The sequence below is a fragment of the Variovorax paradoxus genome, assembly GCF_009498455.1.
Classification (GTDB): Bacteria; Pseudomonadota; Gammaproteobacteria; order Burkholderiales; family Burkholderiaceae_C; genus Variovorax; species Variovorax paradoxus_H.
In genome coordinates this window covers 952,432-971,977 of sequence record NZ_CP045644.1, presented here as the reverse complement: position 1 = coordinate 971,977, position 19,546 = coordinate 952,432, and the positions used below count along the sequence as shown (strand labels likewise).

Genomic DNA, 19,546 nt, shown 5'->3' with positions numbered 1-19,546 from the left:
CCATGAAGCCACGCAACTTCCAACCCCGGCCGACGCTGCGCCCGCTGGCGCTTGCTATCGCCTGCATGGGCCTGGCGCCGGCGCTGGCGCAAACCATCCTGCCGAGCTTCGGACCGGGCGGCTACACCACGCAGGGCAGCGTGGGCGTGGCGGGTTCGACCACCGCATCGCCGCTGGGCGGACAGGCACTGGCGATCTCGCAGGCGTCGCTGCGCGCGATCATCAACTGGAACGCCTTCTCCATTGGCGCGAAGGACGCGGTCAACATCAATCAGTCGATGGGCGCGTCCAGCATCCTGCTCAACCGCGTGATGGGCAACGAGCTCTCGACCATCGCCGGCCAGCTCACGGCCAACGGGCGCGTGTTCCTCGTCAACCCGAACGGCGTGGTGTTCAGCCAGGGCGCGCAGGTCAACGTGGGTGGCCTCGTGGCCTCCACGCTGGCGCTGAGCACCACCGACAACGCCTTCCTCGAAGGCGGCACCCAGCTCACTTTCGAACGGCCCGACGGCAACACCAAAGCCGTGAGCAACGCCGGCGTGCTCACCGCCGTCGGCGGTCCCGTGGTGCTGATGGGCGCCGAGGTGGCCAACTCCGGCCGCATCGTCGCCGACGGCAGCACCGTCGCGCTGGCCTCGGGCCGCAAGATCAGCTTCGACCTCGGCAACGACGGGCTCACCAACCTCGTGGTCGCGGCCGATGCCATGGCCACCAGCGCCAAGGTGGTAAACGCCGCGGGCGCCAGCTTGCAGGCCGACGGCGGGCGCGTGATGCTCGTCGGCAGCTCCAACACGGCGGGCGAGCTGGTGGTGAACCAGTCGGGCACGGTGCGCGCGCGCACGCTGGAGAACGTCAACGGCGAGATCGTGCTCGGCGCGGGCCGCGACAACCGCATCGAGATGAACGGCGGCCTGCTCGACGCCACCGGCGCGGGCGCGGGCCAGCGCGGCGGCAACATCCGCATCGCGGCCGGGCAGGTGCGCATCGAAGGCACCGGCGCGGGCGACCAGCGCGCGGTGATCGATGCCAGCGGCCAGGCCGGCGGCGGCAACGTGTCGGTGCATGGCTACGACGTGGCGCTGTCGTCCACGTCGGTGCTGCGCGCCGACGCCACCACCGGCGGCGCGGGCGGCACCGTCACCACGGCCAGCGCCCAGGGCCAGGCCCTGGTCGGCGAGGCCGACGCGGCACCGGAGCGCGCCTCGCGGTTGCAGGCCTACGGCGAGATGACCGCACGCGGCGCGGGCGCCGGCAAGGGCGGTGCGATCTCGAACGAGGCCGACTCGGTGCGCGTGCAGGCCGTGCGTGTCGACGCGGGCGGCGGGGCGCAAGGCGGCGCCAACGGCAGCTGGACGGTGAGCGCGAAGCAGTCGGACCTGGGCATCGTCGAGGCCGGCAACGTGCCGGTGTACGACAGCAAGTTGCCGTTCTTCACCGGTGGTTCTGTGAGCGCCGGCAGCGTCGGCGACACGCTGGGCCGCGGCACCGACGTGACGCTGGCGAGCGGGCGCACCGGCGTCGGCGCGGGCGTCACCTTTGCGCCCGGCGTGCAGGTCATCAAGAGCGAAGGCGGCACGGCGCGGCTGCGCGTCGACTCGGCCGGCAGCATCGTCATGAACGAGGGCTCCGCCATCACGTCGCAGCAAGGCGCACTGCATGTCGACTTCAACGCCGATTCCACCGGCCTGGTCGCCGCCAACGCGAAGAACATCAACAACAGCAGCGGCAACCCTTCCGCCGAGAGCGACTACGCCGCCGCCATCGTGCTGACCGGCGCGACCATCGCGGCCAACGGCGGCGACGTGCGCTTCTTTGGCCAGGGCGACGCACAGAACGGCCGTGCCATCGGTGGCGTGGTTCCGCTCGGCGGCGACACCGGCGACTATGTGTGGCGCGACGGCGTGACGCTGGCGGGCAGCCAGGTCACGACCGGCGGCGAAGGCCGCGTGTCGATGCGCGGCCAGGGCCGCACCTGGATCGACGACCAAGACAACAGCGACTTCGTCTTCCGCGGCAGCAGCGGCGTGTCGATCACGGGCGGCACGGTCGAAGCCGGCGCCGGCGGTCTGCAGCTTGACGGCCTCGCGGGCTACGGCCGCAGCGGCGTCGCTGTCAGCAGCGGCGCAGTGCTGAAGTCCGTGGGCGACATCGGCATCCTGGGCCAAGGCCCGACCTGGACGTCCGACATCGGCGGGGCCGCGGTGGGCGCCAGCACGGCGGTCGTCATCGACGACGCCACCGTCGCCAGCGAGCGCAACGTGCGCATCGAAGGCCAGGGCGCCAACCTCGACGGCCTGCGCACCGACACGGGCTTCGCGGCGGGGAACATGTCCGCCGGCGGCGGCAACGGCGTCGCCATCCGGGGCGAGGTCTCGGCCGGCGCGGGCGGGCGCATCGACGTGATCGGCCATGCGGGCAGCGAAGGCTTCAGCGCCACGCTCGGTAGCCCCGACATCGTCATCACGCCTTCCACCACGCCCACCTACGGCGTGGCCGTCACCACCGATGCCGACCGGCCCATGGCGCTGCGCACCAGCGGCGGCACCATCGCCATCGACGCCCAGGGCACCGACGTCTCGATGCGCCTGGTCACCTCCTTCTCCGGCGTGGGGACCAGCGTCGGCACGGTGGCCTCGGTGGCCAGCGACAGCGGCAAGGGCGGCAGCATCTCGGTGCAAGGGCGCAACGTGCTCATCGATGGCGCCACGAATTTCGACGGCTCGCCTGCGGTGGCGCGCCTCGATGCCAGCGGCGCGACCGGTGGCGGCAGCATCGACATCGCGGCCAGCAACGCCATCGCCATCGGCAAGAACACCAGCCTCGAAGCGAATGCCGGTGCGGGCACGGGCAACGGCGGCAGCATCCAGGTGGTGGCGACCGAGACGCTGCGCGCCCACGGCGAGCTGTCGGCACGCGGCGGCACGGCCGGTGGCAACGGCGGCCGCATCGAGACCTCGGCCGGGCGCTTCGACCTGCGCGGTGCGCGCGTCGATGCCTCGGCGCCGGTGGGTACGGCGGGCCAGTGGTTCATCGACCCGTTCGACCTCACCATCAGCCACGGCACGACCGGCGGCACGCTGCCCACCAATCCGTACGATGCGCTCGCCAACTCCACCATCGAGGACGGCGACATCAACACCGCGCTCAACGGCGGCACCAGCGTGCGGATCTCTACCGGAACCGGCCCGGGCGGTGGCGGCGACATCACGCTCGATGCCGACGTCGACATCAACTACACCGGCTCCAAGGGCCCGCTCACGCTCCAGCTGGACGCCGCCAGCGGCATCCAGACGCGCGCGCCCGGCACCACCATCCGCGCGACGGGCGGCGACGACCTGAACGTGGTGATGAACGCGGGCGTCAACCCCGACGGCACGCCCTCGGGCAGCAGCGGCTTCATCGACTTCGCAGGCAACATCCTCACGCAGGGCGGCAGCGTGACGATGAACGCGGTGGGCACGGGCACGCCCGGCAGCGGCTTCATCCGGCTGAACGGCGGGCAGGTCATCACCGACGGCGGCAACGTGTCGCTGCTCAGCGGCCAGCCCGGTGCGCCCACCGGCACCGTGATCCTCACGCAGGACGTGCAGGTCGACACGCGCGTCGGCCAGAGCGACGCGGGCGCGGGCGGCAACGTGCGCATCGAAGGCGGCGACGTGCTGCTGCAGGGCGCGCGCATCGCCACCGCCACCGGCAACGTGGACATCCGAGGCACCTCGACCACGTGGGACAGCGGCGTGGTCATCACCGACGGCCAGACCGGCCCGAGCACCATCAGCACCACCAGCGGCAACGTCACGGTGCAGGGCGTGGCGCGGCGCCAGGCCTCGTCGACCTTCGCGGCGGCGCACGGCGTGGTGATCAACGGCGGCAGCAGCATCACGACCGGCAGCGGCAACATCGCGGTGCGCGGCTACAACTTCAACAACGACCCCTCGGCGCCAGGCGCCACCGAAGACAGCGGCGTGCGACTGGAAGACGGCGCACAGCTCGTTACCACGGGCGGCGGCAACATCGAGGTCACGGGCCGTTCGCAGAACGGTGGCCGCGGCGTCGTGCTGCAGGCCGGCGGTGGGTCGACCGCGCCGGGCGCGCTGCCGGGCATCCGCAGCAGCGGCAATGTGCTGCTGCGCGCGAGCAACGACGGCAGCGGCGATTCGATCGTCATCGAGGCGCCGGTGGTCGCGGCCGGCACCATCGACCTGCGCCCGGGCGGGGTCGATGCCAACATGACCGCATCGGACGACACGGCCACGTCCATCGTGCTGGGCGGCCCGACGGTCAACGGCTTCTCGGTGTCGGGCGCGGAGTTCGCGCAGCTGTCGGCGCCGACCATCGTTGCGGGCAGCACCACGCATGCCGCGAACATCACGGTGGCGGGCGCACTCTCGACCTCGGGCGCGCTCACCCTGCAGAACGAAGGCGGTGGCGGCGGCATCGCGCTCAACGCGCCGGTCTCGGCCGCGACGCTGGGGTTGCTGTCGGGCGGCAACGTGAGCCAGTCGGGCGCGGGCACGATCACCGCGGGTGCGCTGCTTGCACGCTCGCGCAACGGCAGCGTCGATTTGCGCAACCCGGCCAACGATGTGGCCACAGTCGGCGGCGGCGCGGCGGGCGGCTTTGCTTATGTGGATGCGAACGCGGTCACGATCGGGCCGGTGTCGGTCACGGGCTTCGATGCGGCGGGCAATCTGCCGCAGGTGAGCTCGGCCGATTCGATGGCCGCCAACACCGTGTTCGTGCGCACGCTGAGCGGCGACCTCACGCTGGGCGCGCCCGTCAGCAGCACCGGCGGCACCGACCTCGTGGCCGCGGCGCGCTTCCAGAACCCGGGCGGCTACGGCATTGCGGGCGCGCTGTGGCGCGTGTGGGCCGACACCTGGGTCGGCGAAACGCGCGGCGGCCTGGCCGGCTCGGGCCCGTTGCCCAACTTCTATCACTGCGCCTACCTGGGCCTGTGCACCGTGACCGTGACGCCCGGCGACAACCACTTCATCTACGCGCAGCAGCCGACGGCCACGGTGGTGATCGCCGACGCCTCGCGCAGCGTGGGGGCGCCCAACCCGTTCTTCATCTACAGCCTCACCGGATTGATCCTCGGCGACACCGGCGCGGGCTTCAGCGGTTCGATGTTCTCTGCGGCGCTGCCGGGCAGCCCGCCGGGCCTGTACCCGATCAACGGCACCTTCACGTCGGCCGAGGGCTACGCGGTGCGCGTGGTGCCGGGCCAGCTGCGTGTGAGCGGCCTGCCGTTGCTGCCGTCGGTGGACGTGGTGCGCGAGCCGCTGACCTCGTACCTGTACGACCGGAACATCGGCCAGGCGCCGATCTGCCTGGCCACCGGCCCGCTCGACGGCGACCGCGCGCAGCAGGGCGCCGACGTGCTGGCGCGCGAATGGTCGCGCGTGCGCTCGCGGCCCAACCTGCTGAGCTGCGTGAACACCGAGCGGCGCAACGGCTGTTCGGACTTCTGAGATTGAAGGCGTGTCAGCGCGGCGCGTGATCGCGGGCCGTGAGCACGAAGAGTTGCGCCATCAGGTCCGCGAGCAGCCGCAGCTGCGGGTCGTCGGTGAGCGGTGCGTGCCGCCACGCGGCAACCTGCGTGTCGAGGCCGTCGAGCGGACCCGCGAAGAACAAGCGCCGCAGCGCGCCCCCCAGCACATCGTGCGCCGCCGATTCCGAGGGGCAGCCGAGGGTGCTGTCGGCATGGCTGCCCAGCGCTGGCGTGGCGAGGAAGGGCGAAAGCACCGTGCCTTGCAGGCGGCCCTCGCGCAGCAGGCTGCCCAGCGTCAGGTCGTACGGTTGCAAGGGCCCGCTCGCAAGCGCTTCCTTCAGCAACGCAGGCAGCACGCGCAGGCCCTTGGGCGTCACGAGGTAGGCGACCGCGCCCCAGTTGTAGAGCGTGCGCGCATCGAGGAAGTCGATGCCCGTCAGCGCATGGCGCGGCGCGTTGCTGCCTCGCGGCGGCAGTCGCCGTTGCAGGCTCTGCCAGAGCGCGAGCAGATGCTGCGTCGAGGTCACGGGCTGGCATTCAAGGAACGCGATGTCGCAGCCGTCGGCTTCGAGCTGTGCGAATGCGCCGCTGCGCAGCACGGCGGGCAGGGCCTCGCTGAGCTGCGCGTCGTCTTCGAGCACCAGCAGCATCTCGGCGGGGTTCGCCAGCGTCACGGCCTCGGCGTGGGAGAAAAAGCAGGCACGCTCGCCCGGCGTGAGGACATTGCGGTCGTGCCGAGCAGGGGCGACCATGTCCGTATCGAACGCCGGATAACGTTCCACGGTTGTCAGACCGAGCCGGCGCAACTGCGCTTCCATCGCGGCGCGGCGATCGGTGCTGCGAGCGAGGTTGATGTAGCAGCCTTGCATGGGCATCTCCGGTGCTTCATCGCTGAGGGAGCGATGCAGTGAACATCATGACGTCGGAAGGTGGGGGGGCTGACACGGGCCGCCCGTGGCTCAGCGTCGTGCTGCCTTTCTACCGCAAGCTGGCCGAGTTCGAGCGCGTGTTGCCGATGAATGCAGGGTATTGGGCGCGACCGGGCATCGAGGTCGTGCTCGCGCTTGACGAACCCGGCGAGGAAGCCGGCGTGTTGGCGCTGGTCGCGCGCTTTCCGCAGATCCGCTGGAAGGTGCTCGTGAACGACGTTGCGCATGCATGGCGCCCGCCGTGCAAGGCCATCAACGCCGGTGTGCGCTGCAGCGCGGGGCGCTTCGTGCTGGTCCATTCGCCCGAGTCCGCTTACGCGGGCGATGCGCCAGGTCTGCTGCTGCAAGCGGCGATGGGGCACGCGCGCGGCGTGGCGGTGGGCCGCGTCGGTTTCGCGCGCTTCGATGAGCTCACAGACACACTCGAAGCTGCCTTCGCACGTCAGGTGCCGCCCGAGCTGCTGCTGCAGACCTTCTACGGTTCGCTGTGTTGCGCGCGGGAAGCCTTCGATGCGGTGAACGGCTACGACGAATCGTTTGAAGAGTGGGGTGGCGACGACGACAACCTGCGCGTGCGCCTCGAGATGGCGGGCTGGCAGCTGCTGGCCTGTCCGGACGCGCACCTGCTGCACCTGTCGGACGAGACGCGCACGGGCGGCGAGCAGTTCGATCGCGATGTCGACTGGATCAGAAGTACGCCGCATGAGGCGCGCGCGGGCAATGCCGAATGGGGCCGCGACTTCCATCGCATTGCGCGTGACGACGGCGCCGGCGCATGGTCTGCCGAAGCACCGACCTGGCTGGTCAATGCGCCTGTGGTGCCGATGGGCTCGCGCCGCCAGTGCGAGGTCTGCGCGCGCCTGCTGCACCACGAAGCCAGCGTCTTCCATTGCCCGTCGTGCGCGAACCCGCCGGTCGCACCGCATCTCACGTCGCGATTGCGCATCGTCTGCGTGATGCAGGTGCGCAACGAAGCGCGCTATCTGCCCGGCTGCCTCGACCACCTGCGCGGCCACGTGGACGGCATCGTCGCGCTCGACGACGGCTCGACCGACGGCACCGCCGAGATCCTGCGGCGCGAACCGATGCTGCTGGAGCTGCTGTCGAACCCACCGCGCGACGACGGCGCGCACGTCTGGCGCGAGAACGGGAACAAGCGCCGCCTGCTCGAAGCGGCACGCCGCCACGGCGCGGGCTGGGTGCTGGTGTGCGATGCCGACGAGCGCTACGAACAGCTGTTTCTGCATCACCTGCATGCCACCGTCGATTCGCTGCCTGACCACCAGCTCGCCAGCCTGTCGCTCGTGTCCTGCGAGCTCTGGAACTCGCCCGACGCCTGGCGCATCGACGGCCCGTGGGGGCGCAAGTCGCGCGCGCGGCTGTTCCGCTTACCGCAGCAGATCGCGTTCGACCAGAGCGCTGCGCTGCACGGCACATGGCTGCCCGACGACGCGCAGCGCCACGGCCTGATGTTCTACAGCCGTTACCGGCTTTACCACCTGAAGAGCATCCGGCACGCGGACCGCATAGCGCGGCGCGACCTCTACACGCGGCTCGATCCGGCGCGGCAGTTCCAATCGATCGGCTACGACTACCTCGCGGAAGAAGGGCCGGGCCGGCAGCTGATGCGCATCGCGCCAGACCGCGACTACGACCGCAGCACCTTGCCGCCCGACCTGCAGGAAGCGGCTCAGCCGCCCAACCCCAGCGTCCTCGCAAAGTCGCCGCGATAGGTGCGCAGGCCCTGGTGCGACAGCTGCGAGCGCGTGTCGACATGCACGCGTCCGCCGATCGACTGCCAGCGGCGGCAGAAGCCGTAGTCCTCGCTGAGGTAGCGGCCGTTGTTCGGCTCGGCAAACACGTCGAAGAAACGGTAGTGCGGGCGCGCCGCAACGACCGGGTCGTCCATGCGGTCGGGCATGTAGCGCAGCTCGGGCAGCGCCTGCGCCATCTGCTCAAGCACGCGGCGTGCGATCAGCATGAAGCCGGTGGGCGCATCGAGCACTTCGAGAAAACCATCGGCATCGACGCGCGCGCCCGCGTCGCGCGCATCGTTCAGGTTGACCGGAAACGCCGCATGCAGCGCCTCGAAGTCCGCGCGCGTGGCGCCGGCCGGCAGCGGCGCGCGCAGGCCGCCGTCCGGCCAGCCGTCGCTCTTGTGCGGGTACACGCCGGCCACCACGTCGCGGCCCGCCGTGAGCAGCCGCAGCGCAGCCTCGGGCTCGAAGCCGATGTCGGCATCGATCCAGAACAGGTGCGTCCAGCGCGTGTCGGCCAGGAACTCGGCGGCCAGCCGGTTGCGGGCGCGCGTGACGAGGCTGTCGCCATCGAGAAAGCGCGTCTGCATCGCAAAGCCGTGGGTCCACGCGAGGTTGACCAGGCCGAGCAGGCTGCGCACGCACTCGGTGCCGACTGCGCCGCTGTGGCAGGGCGTGGCGACGAACGGGCGGACGTTTTTCAGGTCGACGGCAGGGGTCATGACGGTTCAGGCGCCGGGCGCGTGGCGCCGCGTGGTGAGCAGTGCGCGCAGCTTGGCCGGCGCCACCGGTTTGGTCAACAGCGTCACGCCGCCCTGGCGCAGCCGCTGCAGCACTTCGGGCCCGGTGGCGCCCGACACCAGCACGGCGAGCGCGTCGGGCTGCAGGCGGCGGGCGGCGTCGATCACTTCCACGCCGTCGGCGTCGCCGGCCAGTTGCAGGTCGCACAGCACGGCGTCGTAGACGATGTCGCCGGTGCCCAGCCGCGCGAGCGCTTCGGCGCCGGTGGTGACGCATTCGACCTCGCAACCCCATTGCGTGAGCAGCGCGTGCGTGCCGTCGAGGATGGCGGGGTCGTCGTCCACCACGAGGCAGCGCAGGCCTGCCAGCGGCGCGGATGCGACCAGTGCGGGCTCGGTCGGCGCGAGGTCGGCCTTGCGCGCGGGGGGCAGCGTGAACGCGAAGGTGCTGCCGGCCTGCAGCGCCGAGCGCACGGTGATGCGGGTGCCGAGCAAGGAGGCGATGCGCGCGCAGATCGCCAGGCCCAGGCCGAAGCCGCGGCGGCGGTCGCGCTCGGTGTTGGCCACCTGGTAGAACTCTTCGAAGATGCGGCCCTGGTGGATGGGCGCGATGCCCACGCCGTTGTCGCGCACCTCGATGCGCACGCCGGCCCGGCTGCGCCGCGCGGCCACGAGCACGGTGCCGCCTTCGGGCGCGTGGCGCAGCGCGTTGGCCACGAGGTTGCCGACGATGCGCTGCACCATCGCCGCGTCGCTGCGCACCGCCAGGCCGCGGTCGCGCCAGTGCAGCCGCACCTGCGCGGCGCTGGCGGCGGGCGCGTGCTGCGCGTCGAGCTGGTCGAACAGCGCAGCCAGCGAGACGCGCGTGATGGCGGGCGTGAGCACCTGCGCGTCGAGGCGCGAAATTTCGAGCAGGTCGTCGAGCAGCACGCCCATGAAGCCGGTGCTCTCCTGCAGCCGCAGCACAGCCGGGCGCTGGGCCTCGGTGGCGCTGGGCAGCAGGCCGTCGATGAACAGGCCCATGGCATGCAGCGGCTGGCGCAGGTCGTGGCTCGCGGCGGCCAGAAAGCGTGCACGCGACAGCGCCGCTTGCTCGGCCTCGGCCATGCGCTGCAGCGCGACGGCGGTGGCTTCGCGCACGCGTTCTTCGCTGACCTGGCGGTTGTATTGCAGGCGCTCGGCGAGGCGGTCGATGTCGTGCGCGAGCACGGCCAGCTCGTGCGTGCCGCGCGTGCCGCCTTCGACCACGCCGCAGCGCACCTCGAAGTGGCCAGCCTCCAGCGCCGCCACCGTGCGCGACACGCGCCGCAGCGGCCGTGCCACCGTGCGCGCCATGTGGCGCACCGACGCCCACGCCGCGAGCAGCGCGACCAGCGCGATGCCGATGCCGGCCATGAGCGAGCGGCTGCGCTCGTGCGTGTAGGCGGTGGTGTCGCGGAAGGTCTGCACCAGCCCGATGGGCGTGTCGCCCGCCGTGGTGGAGCCGGCCGGCGCGAAGGCGCTGGCGCGCGAGGCTTCGCGCAGCGTGACCGGCGCGCTGAACATGCGCAGCTGCGCGAGCGACTCGTTCTTCGGCCCGGCCGTGACGTACACGCCCGCGCTGTTGCTGATCTCCACGCGCGTCACCTGCCCGCCGCGCAGCGCCGCCGAGGCCACGTTCTGAAGCGCCGGCAGGTCGCCCGCGTAGAGGCTCAGGTCGGACATCGCCGCCACCTGCTTCGCGACGGCCTGGCCTTCGGCGTCGAAGGCGGCTTCGAGCGTCTGCAGGCGGTTGTGCGTGAACCAGCCGGTGAGCGCCAGCGCCACCGCCGCGCAAGGCACGACGCCCAGGCGGAACAGGTCGCGCTGCAGGTTGCCGCGCACGACGAGCGACGTGGTGGTCGGTGGCGGTGGCGGCGGAGGCGATGGCGGTTCGGTCGCCGTGGCCGCTCCCTCCGCCGTCGGACGGGACAGCGGGCTCGGGGGGACCGGCGTGGTGCTCATCGCGGGGCGGCGAGTCGTTCGGTGAGCTCCCGTTCCTCCGGCGGACGCAGGCCGAGCCCGCGTGCCACGGTCGCGTTGATCCGCACGGTGGCCGGCGTGGCCGCCTCCACCAGCGGGCTGCTGTTGCCGGCACTTCCTGCGCTGGCCACCTTCTGCCCGAGCTGGCGCGCCTGCTGGGCCAGCTGGCCGGGCGTGGAGACCGCCGCCGCCAGGCCGCCCGAGCGCACCAGCCCCTCGCTGGCGCCGAACACCGGCAGGCCCGCGCCGGCGCCCGCATGCAGCACCGAGAGCGTGGCAGCCTGGCTGTCGCCGATCAGGTCGGGCAGCACCATGAGGGCGTCGCTGCGCGGCACGAGGGCGCGCAGCGCGGCGGCCAGCGAGCGGGCGTCGGGCGCGATCTCGACCTGCAGGTCCCAGGGCGGGTTGGCGTTCTGCGCGGCGCGCTGCAGCTCGCGCACCAGCGGTTCGGATTCGGGCGTGGCGATGACGCCCAGGCGGCGCTTCTGCGGCAGCACGGCGTTCACCAGCGCGAGCTGGTCGGCCATGGCCGGGTCGCGCAGCAGCACACCCACGCGCCGGTCGCCGCGCCGCAGGGCGGCGGGGCTGGCGGCCTTCAGGGTCTCGTAGTCGAGCCGGCTCAGCATCGCGAGCACCAGCGGCTCTGTGCTGGGCCGCTCGAGGGCGGCGCGCGCGGCGGCAGTGCCGACCGCCACGGTGAGGCCCGCATCGCCGGCGGTGCGCAGGCTGCGCGTGCGCACGCCGGTGTTGGCCGCAGGCTCGGTGTCGGCGCTGGCCGGTTCAGTGGTCGTGGCGCCGGGCCCGATGCGCACGAGTTCGAACTTGCCGGCGGCCGACTGGTCGGTGCGCAGCTGCTGCACGAACTCCGCTGACGCGGCCTGGTCGTCGCCGACGAGCACCGTCAGCGTGGCCGCCGCTGCAACGCGTGGCGCGGCGGCGGCGAAGCACAGCACGAGGCCGCAGGCCAGCAGGGCGTGGACAGCGCAGTGCACTCTTCCGGAGAAAAGCGGAATGGGGAGGTTCTCGGCGGCGGACATGGACTGCTTTGTGCAGCGAGGGGCAATGGTCCAATGTAAGGACGCGCCCTGTTTCCCGCGATAAGGCGGAGGGCTTATGCCCGCGTGCGCGACGGCCTGCGCATGTGAGGAAGATCACACCGCAGCGGCTGCTTGGCCTATGTCCGACGCACTACCCGGCGCCTACAGGAAAGGTACCGTTGTCAGAGGCCCGCGGCCATCGACAGCGCGGCCGTGCGCTGCGCCTGGATCGCCTGGCGCAGCACGCGCGGCGACACCGGCTTGTAGAGCACGGCGATGCCGGCAGCGGCCACCTCGCGCAGGCGGTCGGGCTTGGTTTCACCGGTGACCAGCAGGCGCGCGGTGCCGGGGCCGATGCCGTTGGGGTGGCGCTCGAGCGCGGCGATCACGTCCAGGCCGTTGTCGCCGCCCTGCAGCAGCAGGTCGCTCACCACCACGTCGGGCGGCGTGTCCCAGCCATCGGCCAGCGCCAGCGCCTCGGCGCGCGTCTGCGCGGCCAGCACCGTGGCGCCCCAGTTGGACAGCACCACGCTCAGGCCTTCGAGGATCGTGCGCTCGTCGTCGATCACGAGGATGCGCAGGTCCGCGAGGCTGTCGCTGTTGTCGTCGACGGTGGTGGCGAGCGTGGGCGTCGGTGCCACCGGCGCCGGCAGCGCGGCGGGCGCGGCGCGCACCTGCACGCGCACGCAGGTGCCCTTGTGCAGGCGCGAGCTGAGTTCGACGCGCGTGTTCAGCAGCTCGGCCAGCCGCTGCACCGTGGCCAGCCCCAGGCCCATGCCGCGCGGACCGCCGGACGCGTTGCCGCGGCCGGCGGGCTCGACCTGGTAGAACTCCTCGAACACCCGCGCCTGGTGCTGTGCGGCAATGCCCACGCCGGTGTCGACCACGTCGATGCGCACGCCCTTGCCGCGTGCGCGCGCGCCGATCAGCACGCCGCCCTCGACCGTGTGGCGCAGCGAGTTCGACACCAGGTTGTTGAGGATGCGCGACAGCATCACGTAGTCGCAGCGCACCCACAGCTCGGTCTTGCGCACCACCAGCCGTAGGCCCTGCTGCTCGGCCACGGGGCGGAAGTTGCGGCTGATCTCGTCGAACAGGCTGTCGAGCGGAAAGTCGGCCCACTGCGGCTGCAGCACGCCGGCGTCGAGCTGCGACAGGTTGAGCAGTTCCGAGAACAACCGGTCGAGCGAATCCACGCACTCGCGGATGTGGCCGATGCGCTGCAGCTTCACCGGGTCGGTCTCGCCGTTGGCCAGCCCGTCGGAGAACAGCGTGAGCGCATGCAGCGGCTGGCGCAGGTCGTGGCTGGCGGCGGCCAGCAGCCGCGTCTTGGCCTGGCTGGCCACTTCGAGCAGCTGGTTCTTGCGCGCCAGTTCGGCCGTGGCTTCGTTGATGCGGCTTTGCAGCAGCCGGTGGCTTTCGGCGAGCGCGCGCGCCGCCTGGTTGAAGCCATGCTGCAGGTGGCGCACCTCCGAGGTGCCTTCGATGGCCACGCTCGCGTCTTCGCCCGCGCCGAGCCGGTCGACCGCCGCACCGAGCGCACGGATCGGCTCGCTGATGCGGCGCGCCGCCCACCAGCCCGCCAGCCCCACGCCCAGCAGGCTCACGGCCAGCACCAGCGCCACGTTGATCCACACCGAGCGCCGCGCGCTCTGCACCGCGTCCAGGCCGATCTCGACCATCACCTTGCCGTTGTGCCGGCCGTCGTCGCTGACGATCGGCACCACCACCTGCAGGCCCTCGCCGCGGCGGCGGTCGACGGTTTCGGAGTTGGCGACGATCTCGCCGTCCTCGGTCCAGATCTGCACCTGCTGCACGTGCGGCTGGTAGGTGCCCGTCTGCGCGGTGCGCGCCAGCGCGCGGCGGTCCATGCGCGCCAGCGGGGCCTGCGCCACCGTGGCCACCTGCAGCGCCACCGTCTGCGCGTTGGCGCGCATCAGCTCGGTGAGGTTGCCCAGGTGCTGGCGCGTGAGCACCGCGATGGCCACCAGCGTGGCCGCCGTCGCCGGCACCAGCGCCAGCAGGATCAGCTGCTGGGCGAAGGTGAGGCGGGCCAGCCCGCGCAGGAGGCGGAAGTTCCAGTTCATGAAGGCCTTGAGCACATGGGGGGCGAGCTTAGGGCCGCGGCCCCGAACAGGGAAGACCGGAAAAACATCACGGGAAAGACTCGCATTTGGGATGTAATGGCGTCCGCGTCGCCCCTGTCAGACCCCGCCGGCTCGCCGCGGGCCCCGTGTCATCCGCTCCTCCCATGCACGCCTTCTTGCGTCGTTTCGGCAATTTCCTCGACACCGGCCGCCGTGCGGCCCTGGCCCTGGCCGTGGGGCTGCCGCTGCTGGCTGCGGCGCAGGCGCCCCCCGCACCGGACGCGCCGGTGCGTTTCGGCATCCTGCCGCTCGGCGGCGCCTTCGAGTCGCGCAGCGACTGGGACCCGCTGCTGGCCGAACTCAGCCGCGCCATCCAGCGGCCGGTGAGCGTGCTCTCGGTCAATTCGTACGAAGCACTGGAGCACGCCATCCAGCGCGGCGAAGTCGACATGGCGTTCCTGTCGGGAAAGATGGCGCTCGATGCCGTGAGCCAGAAGCGCATGAAGGTCGTGGCCCAGGTCGTGCGGCACGACGGCCTGCCCGGCTACCGCGGCCTGCTGCTCGCGCGCAAGACGCCGCCGTTCAACACCTTGAAGGAATTGATCGACCAGCCCGAACGCTGGCGCATCGCGCGCGGCGAGCGGCAGTCGGTGTCGGGCTTCATCGTGCCGCAGCTGCAGTTCTTCCTGCCGAACCACATCGTCATGGAGACGCGCTTCCTCAGCGAAGTCGTCGGCACGCACCAGGCCAACGCGCTGGCCGTGGCCAACAACGAGGCCGATGTCGCCACCAACAACTCCGCCGACTTCGAGCGCTTCAAGGCCCGCTTTCCGGCCGAGGCGCAGCGGCTGCAGGTGCTGTGGGAGTCGGAGCTGATCCCGCACGCCCAGATCGTCGTACGCCGCGAATACCCACCCGAGCTGCGCCAGCGCGTGCAGGCCTTCCTGGTCGCCTACGGCCGCGGCAAGGGTCCGCGCGGTGACGCCGAGCGCGGGGTGCTCAAGTCGCTGCACGACCTCGCGGGCTTCGTCGCCGCCGACAACACCTCGCTGCTGCCTGCCGCCAAGCTGGCCTATCAGCTTGCCATGCAGAACGCGAAGACCGCGCAGTGGGTCAACGACGCGGCGCGCCAGGCGCGGCTGCAGCGGCTGGAGAACGGCTACGCCGAGCAGCTCGCCGTGCTGAAGGATGTGAGCCCTTGAACCGTCGCACGGTGCTCGCGCTGGCCGCGTCGTCGCTGATGGCGTCCTGCTGGGCAGGTGCGCAGCCCGCGCCCGCCGCCAAGGGCACATCGGCGATCAAGGAAGTGCGCTTCGGCGTGCTGCCGCTGGGCGGCACCGTCGAGTCGCGCGCCTTGTGGACGCCGCTCATGGCCGACATGAGCCGCGCGCTGGGCTTGCCTGTCAGCGCGTACTCGGTGCCATCGTACGAAGAGCTCGACCGCGCCATCGGCCGCGACGAGATCGACATGGCTTTTCTCTCGGCCAAGATGGCGCTCGATGCGGTGATGCAGCGGCGCATGAAGGTCGTCGCGCAGATCGCGCGGCGCGACGGCATGCCCGAGCACCGCGCCGTGCTGCTCGCGCGCAAAGTCGGGCCGCTCAACACGCTCGAAGGCCTGCTGGCCCAGCCCGAACGCTGGCGGCTCGCGCGCGGCGACAGCCGCTCGGTCACCGGCTTCATCGTGCCGCAGAGCCAGCTCTTCCTGCCGAAGAACATCGAGATGGAAACCCGCTTTCGCAGCGAGTTCGTCGGCACCCACCAGGCCACCGCACTGGCCGTGGCGAATGGCGACGCCGACGTCGCCACCAACAACACCACCGACTTCGAACGCTTTCGCGATCAGTTCCCGGTCGAGGCCGCGCGGCTGCAGGTGATCTGGGAGTCCGAGCCGCCGCCCGGCGCGCCGATGGTGGTGCGGCGTGACTACCCGCCCGAGTTTCAGGCCAAGCTGCAGGCCTTTCTGGTCGGGTATGGCAAAGGCAAAGGGATGCGTGCGGACGCCGAGCGTGAAGTGTTGAAGGATCTGCGCGCGGCGTATGGGTATGTCGCGGCGGACGACAGTGCGCTGTTGCCGGAAGCGAAGCTCGAGTACCAGCTGGGGCGCCAGCGCGCGCTGGCGGCCGCGTGGGTCAACGATGCGGCGCGGGAGCAGCGGTTGCAGCGCATCGAGAAGGCGTATGCGGCGCAGGTGGAGGCGCTGAAAGCGTCGAGCGGATCCCGCTGAGGCGCGGCCAGCGCACAGCGCAGGCCGTGCTCATGACAAATCGCTCGCTTCGCGCGGGTTTCTGAACACAGGTCGCGGCGGGCGACCATTGTTGTCAATGCAAACGCGTGGTGGCTTCCACACTGCGCGACCTCTTTCCGTGTGAAGGCTGCTGCTGTCGAAGGCGTTCTTGCGAACGGCTCTGTGCGTTGCTCGCTTCTCGCCGGAGAGAGGACGGGGCGAGAGCCCACATCCGACAACAACGATCCCTATCGGGAAGGCAGTTATGCAATGAAGACCTACAAGATATTCAAGGACCCCCTCGGCAGTGTGCAGGCCATCAAGGACGGATGGAGCTGGCCGGGTTTTTTCTTCGGGGCGTTCTGGGCCCTTTTCCATCGCATGTGGTGGGTGGGGCTGGGCCTTATGGGCGTGGCGACGCTCATCATCCTTGGAGAAGACACCATCGGAACGGGGGTCGCGGATGGGTTGCTCAACGTGCTCTCTGTCGTTGTGTCAGTGGGGTTCGGCATCGGCGGGAACGCCTTGCGCGTGGGGCAATACATTCGCAGGGGCTACGAGGAGATCGCGGTGGTGCAAGCCGCCAATGTGGAGATGGCGTTGATTCAGGGGCATGCGGCTGCTGTAACGAAACCCGGGATGCGCTGAGAAGCGTCGTGCGGCATGAAAAATCCCACGCATCGAAGGAGCGGTGCGTGGAGTTTGACCATTGTTATCAGTGTGATCGCGATGCGGCTCGCAAACTGCGCGACCTGTTTTCCTCCCAAGGAAGTCGTCGATGCCGCGCACGCTGTCTGTTTCTTCTGCTGCGATTCCTGTTGTTCTTGGTCGCCCCGTGCTGGAGCCTGTGCGGCTGTCGGGGCATGAGGGGCTCAATGGCCTGTTTGCCTACGAGCTCTTTCTCAAGACCCCGGATGTGCTGGCTCTGTCCGGCGTCTCTTCTGGCGCCGACTTTGATCTCGATGCGTTCATCGGCCGCGAGATCAGCTGCGAGATCGAACTCGATGGTTCTGTCCCTCGCCAGCTCAACGCCCTGATCACCGACGCGGCCCTTTGGGGCGAAGAAGGCCGCCACGTCCAGTACAAGCTCACCCTTCGCCCCTGGCTGCACCTGGCCACCCTGCGCACCGACTGCAGGATCTTCCAGAACCTCAGCGTCGTTCAGATCCTGGACGCACTGCTCGCCAGCTACGCCTTCCCCGTGGACAAGCGCCTGATCGAGCACTACCCGGCGCGCGACTACCAGACCCAGTTCAACGAGAGCGACTTCGCCTTCTTTGCCCGCCTGTGCCAGGAATGGGGCATCAGCTACCACTTCGAGCATTCGGACGGCAAGCACCGCTTGGTGCTCTCGGATGCCATGGGTGCGTATTCGGCTGGCGATGCGCTGTACGAACAAGTCGAGTACCACGCCCCGGGCTGGAAGATCGATGCCGAGTACATCCACAGCTTCGTGCCTGCCCATCAACTCACCAGTGGGAAGTACGCCACCCGGGACTACGACTACACCCGGCCCAGGGCTGACCTGGGTGTATCGAGAGCTGATCCTCGGCCCACCGGGCAGGCCGATGGGGAGGTCTACCAGTGGCATGCATCCGCAGCGGGGAGTAGCCACTACGCCCAGCCAAACGCAGGAGCGGGCAGCAACAGCCCTCAAGACGAGGGCCGCCTTCTGTCCCTGCTGCGCATGCAGGCCTTGCGCACCCACGGCGCCCGGGCCCAGGGCAGCGGCAACCTTCGCGGCATGGTGCCCGGGTGCACCTTCCAATTGAAGAAGCACCCGAGGGAATCGGCCAACGCCGAGTACCTGATCCTGGACACCCGCTTCCTCATCGAGGATGTGGCCGAAGACAGCCAGAATCGCGAGGCCATTCCTGACCGCAAGCAGCAGTGGCGCGTGCAGGTCGACTTCACGGCCCACCCCGTCACAGAACCCTTGCGTCCCGAGCCGACACAACCCAAGCCCGCCATGGTGGGCCCCCAGGTCGCGCTGGTGGTGGGCCCCGAGGGGCAGAACCTGTGGACCGACGAGCTGGGGCGCATCAAGGTGCAGTTCCCCTGGGACCGGCTGGGAGAGAAGAACCAGCACAGCAGCTGCTGGGTGCGGGTGAGTTCACCTTGGGCAGGCAACCAGCTCGGGGGCATCCAGATTCCGCGCATTGGTCAGGAGGTCATCGTCAGCTTCATTGCGGGAGACGCAGACCTGCCGATCTGCATGGGAAGAGTGCACAACCAGGTGAACCTGCCGCCGTGGCAACTCCCCGGCCAGAGTGCACTCAGCGGGTTCAGGAGCAGGGAGCTGACCGAGGGTGGGGGCAACAGTGCAGCGGGCCGATCGAATCACCTGATCCTGGATGACACGGCCGACAAAATCCAGGTGCAGCTCAAGAGTGATCACCAGAGCTCAAGCCTGAGCTTGGGGGCCATCACGCGCATCGAGGACAACGCGGGCAGAAAAGACCCCAGGGGCGAGGGGTTCGAGCTACGCACGGACGCCCATGGGGTACTCAGGGCGCAGGACGGGATGCTCATCACGACCGAGGCAAGGGGCAACGCGGCGAACCATGCCAAAGACATGGGGGAGACTACCCAGCGATTGAAGGCTGCTCAGGATCAGCACGAAGGTCTTGCGGAAGCTGCGGCGACAGCCAAAGCTCAAAGCGGCGGCGAAGACCAAGCTCTGGTAGTCCAGGCGCTCAAAGCGCAGAACGACGCTATCAAGGGCCGCGGTGGTGACAAGGCCCAAGGCCGATTCCCCGAACTCACTGAAGCCCAGTTGGTACTCGCCAGCGCCGCCGGCTTCGCTGCCACCACGCCCGGCAGCTTTCATCTGCAAGCCGGCGAACACATCGCGATCAGCAGCCAGGGCCATACCAGCATCAGTGCGGCGAAACGGCTTCTCGTCAGCGCCAAGAACGGCATCCGCTTGTTTGCACTCCGAGGCGGCATGAAGTGGATCGCCGGCAACGGCAAGTTCCAGATCGAAGCCCACAAGGATGCGATGAATCTGACCGCCAAGAAGGCCGTCCGCATCACAAGCACCACCAGCGAGATCCGCATCACCGCACCGATCAAAGTGGTGGTCAACGGTGGTGGAAGTTTCACCGAGTGGAGCAGCACAAGCATCTTGCACGGAACGCCGGGTGGATGGATCGAGCATGCGGCGAGCCATGTCAAGGTGGGGCCGGCGAAGTTGCCGCTGAGTCCGCAAACGTTCAAGGGCTGTGGCCCGGCGAACGGCGGTCCGGCAAACGGGGGCGCTGGAGTCATCTGA

At 70.1% G+C, this 19,546-nt stretch carries 11 protein-coding genes; 6 read left to right on the top strand and 5 right to left on the bottom strand.

Annotation, left to right across the window (positions count from 1 at the left end):
* Positions 1 to 2 precede the first annotated feature (2 nt).
* Positions 3 to 5,474: a filamentous hemagglutinin N-terminal domain-containing protein gene (locus GFK26_RS04385; RefSeq protein WP_153280928.1), complete on the top strand. Its 5,472-nt coding sequence runs from the start codon at positions 3 to 5 to the stop codon at positions 5,472 to 5,474.
* 13 nt (positions 5,475 to 5,487) lie between these two features.
* Here the strand turns inward: GFK26_RS04385 and GFK26_RS04380 are convergent, their stop codons facing one another.
* Entirely contained in the window at positions 5,488 to 6,363 is an 876-nt protein-coding gene (locus tag GFK26_RS04380; RefSeq protein WP_194274024.1) for a glycosyltransferase family 25 protein, read from the bottom strand.
* Positions 6,364 to 6,410: 47 nt separating this feature from the next.
* Between GFK26_RS04380 and GFK26_RS04375 the strand changes: the two genes are divergently transcribed.
* Positions 6,411 to 8,156 carry a glycosyltransferase family 2 protein gene (locus GFK26_RS04375; RefSeq protein WP_228122051.1) on the top strand — a complete coding sequence of 582 codons (1,746 nt, stop codon included), beginning with the start codon at positions 6,411 to 6,413 and terminating at the stop codon, positions 8,154 to 8,156.
* Here the strand turns inward: GFK26_RS04375 and GFK26_RS04370 are convergent.
* The 4 genes from GFK26_RS04370 to GFK26_RS04355 all read right to left on the bottom strand — a co-directional run bounded on the left by GFK26_RS04370 (position 8,114) and on the right by GFK26_RS04355 (position 14,045).
* Positions 8,114 to 8,902: a hypothetical protein gene (locus GFK26_RS04370; RefSeq protein ID WP_153280925.1), complete on the bottom strand. Its 789-nt coding sequence runs from the start codon at positions 8,900 to 8,902 to the stop codon at positions 8,114 to 8,116. The genes GFK26_RS04375 and GFK26_RS04370 overlap by 43 nt on opposite strands.
* A gap of 6 nt (positions 8,903 to 8,908) precedes the next feature.
* Positions 8,909 to 10,903, bottom strand: coding sequence for a hybrid sensor histidine kinase/response regulator (locus GFK26_RS04365; RefSeq protein WP_153280924.1), 1,995 nt, complete (start codon positions 10,901 to 10,903; stop codon positions 8,909 to 8,911).
* A complete protein-coding gene (locus tag GFK26_RS04360; RefSeq protein ID WP_153280923.1) occupies positions 10,900 to 11,958 on the bottom strand; it encodes an ABC transporter substrate binding protein in 1,059 nt (352 codons plus the stop codon). The genes GFK26_RS04365 and GFK26_RS04360 overlap by 4 nt, the downstream gene beginning before the upstream one ends.
* A gap of 182 nt (positions 11,959 to 12,140) precedes the next feature.
* Positions 12,141 to 14,045, bottom strand: a complete 1,905-nt coding sequence (locus GFK26_RS04355; protein WP_153280922.1) for a hybrid sensor histidine kinase/response regulator — start codon at positions 14,043 to 14,045, stop codon at positions 12,141 to 12,143.
* A gap of 164 nt (positions 14,046 to 14,209) precedes the next feature.
* Here GFK26_RS04355 and phnD (GFK26_RS04350) point away from each other — a divergent pair, with 164 nt between their 5' ends.
* From phnD (GFK26_RS04350) to GFK26_RS04335, 4 genes are all read left to right on the top strand, one after another.
* On the top strand, positions 14,210 to 15,247 hold the full coding sequence (phnD, locus tag GFK26_RS04350) for a phosphate/phosphite/phosphonate ABC transporter substrate-binding protein (RefSeq protein WP_153280921.1): 1,038 nt from the start codon (positions 14,210 to 14,212) through the stop codon (positions 15,245 to 15,247).
* Positions 15,248 to 15,285: 38 nt separating this feature from the next.
* On the top strand, positions 15,286 to 16,272 hold the full coding sequence (gene phnD / locus GFK26_RS04345) for a phosphate/phosphite/phosphonate ABC transporter substrate-binding protein (protein WP_153285853.1): 987 nt from the start codon (positions 15,286 to 15,288) through the stop codon (positions 16,270 to 16,272).
* A gap of 270 nt (positions 16,273 to 16,542) precedes the next feature.
* Entirely contained in the window at positions 16,543 to 16,920 is a 378-nt protein-coding gene (locus GFK26_RS04340) for a DUF2628 domain-containing protein (protein WP_153280920.1), read from the top strand.
* A gap of 130 nt (positions 16,921 to 17,050) precedes the next feature.
* Positions 17,051 to 19,546: a type VI secretion system Vgr family protein gene (locus GFK26_RS04335; protein ID WP_153280919.1), complete on the top strand. Its 2,496-nt coding sequence runs from the start codon at positions 17,051 to 17,053 to the stop codon at positions 19,544 to 19,546.